The sequence below is a fragment of the Luedemannella flava genome, assembly GCF_039528515.1.
Taxonomy (GTDB): Bacteria; Actinomycetota; Actinomycetes; order Mycobacteriales; family Micromonosporaceae; genus Luedemannella; species Luedemannella flava.
This window is the reverse complement of the sequence record NZ_BAAALT010000122.1, coordinates 48,871-55,635: the sequence shown is the minus strand read 5'-3', so window position 1 is coordinate 55,635 and position 6,765 is coordinate 48,871. Positions and strand designations below refer to the sequence as shown.

Annotated in this window: 6 protein-coding genes and 1 pseudogene; 2 read left to right on the top strand and 5 right to left on the bottom strand. The window is 73.0% G+C overall.

Annotated elements, in window-relative coordinates; genetic code table 11:
• The 4 genes and pseudogenes from ABD211_RS19745 to ABD211_RS19730 form a co-directional block, all read right to left on the bottom strand.
• Positions 1 to 438: pseudogene (locus ABD211_RS19745) on the bottom strand (amidohydrolase); the annotation flags it as partial.
• Entirely contained in the window at positions 426 to 1,790 is a 1,365-nt protein-coding gene (locus ABD211_RS19740) for a type I glutamate--ammonia ligase (protein ID WP_344133822.1), read from the bottom strand. The gene ABD211_RS19740 and the pseudogene ABD211_RS19745, both read right to left, overlap by 13 nt.
• A 61-nt stretch (positions 1,791 to 1,851) precedes the next feature.
• The gene (locus tag ABD211_RS19735; protein ID WP_344133819.1) at positions 1,852 to 2,457 is read right to left on the bottom strand and encodes a peptidoglycan-binding domain-containing protein; all 606 of its coding nucleotides are present in this window, start codon (positions 2,455 to 2,457) and stop codon (positions 1,852 to 1,854) included.
• A gap of 63 nt (positions 2,458 to 2,520) precedes the next feature.
• Positions 2,521 to 3,771: a YncE family protein gene (locus ABD211_RS19730; RefSeq protein ID WP_344133816.1), complete on the bottom strand. Its 1,251-nt coding sequence runs from the start codon at positions 3,769 to 3,771 to the stop codon at positions 2,521 to 2,523.
• Positions 3,772 to 3,809: 38 nt separating this feature from the next.
• Between ABD211_RS19730 and ABD211_RS19725 the strand changes: the two genes are divergently transcribed.
• Together ABD211_RS19725 and ABD211_RS19720 are read left to right on the top strand one after the other, a co-directional pair.
• Positions 3,810 to 4,967, top strand: coding sequence for an RNA polymerase sigma factor (locus ABD211_RS19725; protein ID WP_344133813.1), 1,158 nt, complete (start codon positions 3,810 to 3,812; stop codon positions 4,965 to 4,967).
• Between the two features lie 133 nt (positions 4,968 to 5,100).
• On the top strand, positions 5,101 to 5,892 hold the full coding sequence (locus ABD211_RS19720) for a GNAT family N-acetyltransferase (protein ID WP_344133810.1): 792 nt from the start codon (positions 5,101 to 5,103) through the stop codon (positions 5,890 to 5,892).
• Here ABD211_RS19720 and ABD211_RS19715 read toward each other — a convergent pair.
• Positions 5,889 to 6,671 (bottom strand): hypothetical protein, encoded by a 783-nt coding sequence (locus ABD211_RS19715; protein WP_344133807.1) that lies wholly within the window; start codon positions 6,669 to 6,671, stop codon positions 5,889 to 5,891. The two genes, ABD211_RS19720 and ABD211_RS19715, sit on opposite strands and share 4 nt — an antisense overlap.
• Positions 6,672 to 6,765 lie beyond the last annotated feature (94 nt).

Sequence of the window (6,765 nt, the reverse complement as noted above, 5' to 3'; positions counted from 1 at the left end):
CGCGCCCGCGAACCCCGCCGCCGTCGCCCCGGCCGCCACCGACGCCGCCAACGCCTCGAGCCGCACCACCTCGCGCACCGGCGCGCCCGCCGCCGCCCCCAGCGCGTCGAGCCCGCCACCGGGCAACCCGGTATCAACGAGCAGGGCCGCCAGGTCCGCGGCCCGCATCAGCTCCCCGGTGGCCCGCTCACCACCCAACTCCCGGCGTACGCGCAGGTAGTCCCCGATCGGCGCGTGCGCCGGCAGGCCCAGCGCGGGTGCGCACCACCGGCGCAGCGCCAGCCCCAACTGTCCGTCCAGGTGGGACGTGCCGGGCGCGGCCGGCCACGGCGACTCGGTGCACCACCGCTCCAGCTCGACATCGCCGTCCGTGACCGCGTGGCAGTGCTGGTCGATCAGTGGCAGCGCGGACAGGTCCAGCTCGGTCAGTACCGCCACCGCACCGACTCCGCGACCTGTTCCGCCGTCCGGTCGGCGAACAGCTCGACCTCCGCCCGGCGTACGGCCGAGTGCGCGTCGACCAGCTCCTCGCCCAGGGCCGCCCGCAGGCCGGCGTCGGCGAGCAGGCGCTCGACCGCGTCGGCGGCCGTCTCGGGCAGCCGCGGCGGCTGGTCGGCCCCGGTCAGCGTGGCCGGGTCGACGAGGGTCTCGGCCGGCAGTGTCAGGCCCTTGTCCAGGCTCTCGACCGCGATCAGGCACACGGCGCCCACCACCAGGTACGGGTTCGCCGACGCGTCGCAGCACTTGATCTCGGCGTTGGCCGCCGCTCCGCGCGAGCCCGCGGCGCCGGTGACGAACCGCAGCGCCGCCTCCCGGTTCTCCCGCCCCCAGCACTGGTACGCCCCGGCCCAGCGCTGCGGCACCCGCCGCAGGTGGCTCGACACGCTCGGCGCGGCAAGGCCCACGAGCGCCGGCAGCCGGTCCAGCACGCCGGCCAGGATCGACTCGCCCGGCGCGGTCAGGCCGTAGCGGCCCGGACCGTTCGCGAAGAGGTGGGCGTCGGTCGGCGACCACGCGGAGAAGTGCAGGTGCATGCCGTTGCCGACCGCCCCGGCGACGGGCACCGGCGCGAACGAGGCGCGCAGGCCGTGCCGGGCGGAGACGGCCCGGATCGTCTCGCGGGCCAGCACCACCCGGTCGGCCGCGCCCACGGGGTTGGTAGGGGAGACGGAGATCTCCAGTTGGCTCGCCGCGTACTCGGGATGGAACTGCTCGACCGGGACGCCCTGCGCGTCGAGCGCCTCGAGCAGGTCCCGGGCGTAGTCCGACAGCGTGACCACCTGCGTCATCCCGTACGCCGGGCCGGTGGCGGCGGGCGAGCCGTCGGCCGTGCCCAGGTACCACTCGATCTCGAAGGCCATGCGCAGCTCGACGCCGGCGTCGCGGGCCCGCCGCGCCATCCGCCGGGCGAAGAGCCGCTGGTCGACCGGGTACGGGTTGCCGTCCTGCGTCCACCGGTCGACGGGCGCCCAGGCCCAGCCCGGCTGGGCGGCCAGCACGGTGACCGCGTCGAGGTCCGGGTGCAGCCGCAGGTCGCCGACCGGGCCGCCGATGTGCCGCCCCGACGTGATCGAGTCGTCGACGAGAAACACGTCGTGGACGGGGGACATGCCCACGCCCCAGGCGGCCGCGGCGGCCAGCCGGTCGACGGGGACGGTCTTCGCCCGGGTCACCCCGGCGTTGTCCACCCAGGTCATGGCGACCGCCCGGACCCCCGCGGCGGCGAGCCGGCCCACGACGACGCCGCCGGCGGCGTCCAGCGCCCGGCGCTCGTCCTCCGTGCGTTCCATGCCTGGATTATCGGGCTTGCCGGGTCCTACCGGCGCGTGTCCGCGCCGGTAGGACCGTTACTCAGAGGTAGGGCGTGTACGTCCGCTTGCGGAACTCGATCCGGCTGTTCGTCGCGGCCCGGCTCGACTCGAAGAAGACCCACGTGCTGCCCCGGCGGGCCGCGGAGAGGAGGTAGGCCCCCTCGCCCTTGTACCCGGTGCCCCGCTCCAGCTCCACGTCGCCGTAGCGGCCCGAGTACGTGACGAAGCCGCCGTAGGTGTCCCACACGAGGAAGTTGTCGGCCTTGCTCCACGTGTCGTCGCCGACGTACCCGTCCGAGTCCAGGCCGCGGTAGCTCTGCCACGCCTTGGTGGCGTCGCGGGTCTTCGGCCCGAACTGGCCGTCGACGTCGGTGTTGGTGAGGTAGCCGTCGACGTAGAGCACCGCCTGCCACAGCGTGACCAGGTCGGTCCGCGAGTCGGCGCAGCCGTAGCACAGCGAGTGGCCGAGCTCGTTGGCGTTGTCGCCCCAGTCGTCGGTCAGCGCGCCCGCCCCGTCGACGAAGGTCGTGCCGTACACGTCCTGCGTCTCGGCGTAGGCGGGCACCGCGAGCGCCACCCCGGCCCCGCCCAACGCCACGAGCGTCAGGACCATGGCGAGTCGCCGTCCCTTCAGGAACCTGCGCACATCTGCTCCTTTGGATAGAGAGACGGTTGAATCGCCAGCATAGTCATACGTCTATGACGCTGATCACAGGGCCCGGCGCAACGCCACCAGCCCGGGCACGGCGACCCACCCGGTCTGCCTGCCGGACGTGGCGTCGAGCATCAGCACCCGGTCGGACTGTCCGACGTAGAGCCGGCTGCCGTCGGCGCTCACGCCCAGGCCACGCACCTTGTCGGCGACCTTCCACGTGGCGATGACGGACCCGTCGGGCCGCACGACGTGCACGGCCGCGTCCCCGCCGAGGAACACGCGCTGGGTCGCGGCCGCCGCGTACGCCGTGCCGGCCGCGCGGGGCACCGTGACCACCTGCGGCGGCTGAGGGCTGCCCAGGGCCAGGTTCTCCGTGTCGACGACGGCGAGCGAGCCCGACGCCCCGTCGTAGACGTACAGCGACCGGCCGGTCTGGTCCTCGGCGATCGTGTGCGTGGATCCGTCGCCCTCGCCGAACGGCGCCGGCAGGTCCACGCAGTACGCCCACCGCTGGGTGAGGTTCAGGCTGTGCACGAACGCGTGCACGTTCGAGCGGCGGTCCGCGATCAGGTCCCGGGTGTGCTGGTGGTCGGGCTGATGGGTGTAGAGGGTGAACAGCATGCCCTGCCGCGGGCTGTACACGGCCAGCCGGCCCTCGCCGCTCATCTCCTCCTCGGCGCCCTGCGGCACCGGGGTCTTGGCGATCGTGTTGAGCGGGATGACCGCGCCGCCGATGAGGTCGACCCAGCGCACCCGGTAGTGGTGTGGCGCGGTCGGCGGCAGCCAGTCGAGCACGTACAGGCCGTTGCCCGACGTGTCGAACGTGTCCGGCACCAGGTTGCCGGCCAGGTCCAGGCGGGCCACCTCCTTCCCGGGGGTGGCGATCAGGATCTCCGTCCGCTTGCGGCCCGCAGGCAGGAACGGCGACGCGCCCGCCGCGGGCGGCGCGGTCAGCGCGACCCGCTGCCCGCCGACCGGCGCGGCCCGTGGCGCCCACCGCCCCCTGAGCTTGTACTCGCCGACGACCTGTCCCGTCCTCGTGTCGACGGTGCGCAGGATGGTGTCGCCGCCGGCATCCTCGGCGGCGAACAGTCGCGTCCCGTCAAGGCTGGTCACCGCGCCGGCGCTCGCGGTCGCGACCGCCGCGCCGCGCACGGCCGTCAAACCCCCAGAAACATCAACAAGGAGTACGTCGGGGACGCCGGCCGGCGTACCCGGAGAATTGGACTTTGTGTTGTCACAGCCGACAAGGGCGACCGTGGCGCCGAGACCGGCGGCGGTGAGCAGGTGGCGACGAGTCATCATGTGCGACTGACACCGCGGGAACCGGATCGGTTCCGCCGGTGTCACAGTGGTGCAACGGCGGAGACGGGGAGGACACGCTGGACGACACCGAGCTGGTCCTGGCGGCCCGGGAGGGCGACCGGGCGGCATTCGACACGCTGCTCGGGCGGCACCTCGCGGCCGCGCGGCGCACCGCGACCCTGCTCGGCGCCGGCAACGACACCGACGACGTCGTGCAGGAGGCGTTCGTCAAGGCGTACCGGCGCCTCGCCGACTACCGGGGCGAGTCGCCGTTTAGGGCCTGGCTGCTCACCATCGTCGCGAACGAGACCCGCAACCTGCACCGGTCCAAGCGCCGCCGCGACGACATGACCGCGCGGGTCGCGGCCGTCGCCGAGCGGTCCGAGGCCGGCCCCGACCGGCCCGTCGAGTCCACGCTGCACGCCGCCGACCGCGAACTGCTCGTCGAGGCCGTCCGCGGGCTCAACCCGGCCGAACGGGACGCGGTCGTGCACCGGTTCCTGCTCGACATGAGCGAGGCCGAGACCGCCGAGGCGCTCGGCGTGCCCCGCGGCACGGTCAAGTCGCGCACGTCGCGGGCGCTGGCGAAGCTGCGCGTCCGACTCGCCGCCGCCGTCGTGGTCGTGACCGCCGTGATCATCGTCGTGACGGTGCCGCCGGCCCGCCGCGCGGTCGCGGACATGATCGGCGACGTGTTGCGCTTCGCGGGCATCGAGGTGTTCACGGGCGCGGCGCCGGTGACGCTGCCGCCGTCGCCGAGCCCGCTGCCGTCGGCCGGGCCGACGGACCTGGCCGGCGCCCGCGCCGTCGCCCGGTTCCCCGTCGAGGTCCCCGCCGTCTGGGGCGCGCCGGAGCGGGTGGAGGTGGCCGACCCCGGGCCCGACGGCGCGCCCCGGGTGGTGACACTGATCTACCGGGGCGGCGATGTGCGCATCGACGCGTTCGACGGCGAGGTCGACCTCGGCTTCGCCAAGTCCACCCCGGACGTGCAGTGGGTCCAGGTCGGCTGGCGGCAGGGCATGTGGCTGCCGCGGCCGCACCCGCTCACCTACGTGGACCGCGACGGGCAGTGGCACACCGAGGCGGCCCGCCTGGCGGGACCCACGCTGGTCTGGCAGGTCGGCCGCGTCGCGTACCGCCTGGAAGGGCTTACGTCACCGGAGGACGCTGTCGCCGTCGCGGCCACGGTCGGATAGCCGTTCGGCGCCTTGCGGTCCGGCGACGTGCGGCGTAAGGATGCCCCGTGAGCGAGCGCAGCGAGCGGACCATCAGCTCGGCGGAACCACGTCGACGCCGGAGCGGAGCGGAGGCGGCGACGTGAGCTGGTCCATGTCTGGTGATGTCCACGCGTTCCTGGCGGCGGCCGGTGAGTTCCTCGGCGCCCGACCCGTCGACCACACCACACTGTTGACGGAGGCCGCGTACCTCGCCGCCCGGCCCAGCGATGATGCCGACCAGCTCTACGGCTGGTGGCGTGCCGACGACGGGATGGTGGCGGGCGCGTTCCTGCGGGCGCCCGGGCACGACCCCGTGTTGTCATCGATGCCCGATGAAGCGGTCACCGCACTGGCCGCGACCCTGCCCACGCTGCCGCCGGTGGGCGTTGACGGGGGGCTGGCCGACGTGGCGGTGGACGCCTGGCGGCGCGGTGGGGTGGCGCTGACCGAGCAGTCCCGCGTGCGGCTCTACCGGCTCGACCGGTTGCGCGCGCCGATGCCGCCGCCCGGACGCCCCCGGCCCGCCGACGACGGCGACCGCGACCTGCTCGTCTCCTGGTATGAGGCGCTCATGGCGGCCCACCCCGGCGACCCGAGCGAGCTGGCATACGTGGTGGACGACCCGCTCAGCTACGGCGGCATCGTGCTGTGGGAGGTCGACGGCGTGCCCACCGCGATGGCCGGGCGTAGCCGCGTTGTCGAGGGCATGGCCCGGCTCGGCGCGGTGTACTCCGTTGACGACCCCCGCCACGGGGACGCCGCGTTCGTCGCGGCCTGTGCGGCGGCTTCGCGGATCGCCGACGATGTGCTCGTCTTCGCCGGCGCGGCCGACCACACGGCCGACGCGGCGTACCGGCGCTGGGGCTTCGAGCCGGTCGTCGACCGGGTGCTGCTCGCGACCTAGGCCGTGGTGCATACCGCGGTGGCCGTGACATTCCACGAGATGTCAGTGGCGAGCCCTTCGGTCTGACCGCCGACGCGAACGCCGTTGCCGTCGACGTCGAAGGAGTCGACGACCACATTCGTCGTCGATCCACCCAGTCGTCCCATCACACCGGACAGCGTCGTGCCTGCCGGACAGCTCGCGCTGACGTACTTCTGGACGCTGGTGTTGATCGGACTCGAGACGTGCACCATCCGGATTCCTGGCAACTGCTCGTCAGCGCAGACCGAGACCGTCGTGACGTTCAACTCCGTCGGGGAGCCAGGTGAGTGGGCGGGTCCGAACGCCAGGAGTTTCCTGCCCTCCAACTCGTACATCCCTTTGAGGACAGCTCCACCCGTGATGTATCCGGTGCCGAGGACCTGCTGGTCTTCGCATCGACCGGCGGTAACCATCCCTGAGGTGGACTGGGACGCCCGCTCGATGTACGTGAACCCGGCCGGCTTGTAATAGCAGATCGCGGTCGCGGAGAACTTCCAGTTGGACTGGTAGCCGTCGGCGTCCTCCCTGGCCTCGAAGGACATGTGGCCAGGCTGGATAGCACTGTGCGGGCGCATCTTCGAAATGGTGACCTGGGCGGAGCCGCCCGTGATGCGCGCTCCACCGCTGATCGCGACATACCCGGCGGGACAGGTCATGCTCAGCTGCTTGGGCGAGGTGCTGTTCAACGCCGACGTCTTCGTCACGTACTGAATGAGGGACGCCGCCGACGCCGGGGCCTCGACGAGCAGCACCAGCATCGGCACGGAGACAATCAGCACCACCATGTACGCGCCCAGACGCGTCAACCTGCCCATCGCGCTCCCTCGAGGCCCTCCGATAGATACAATCCTC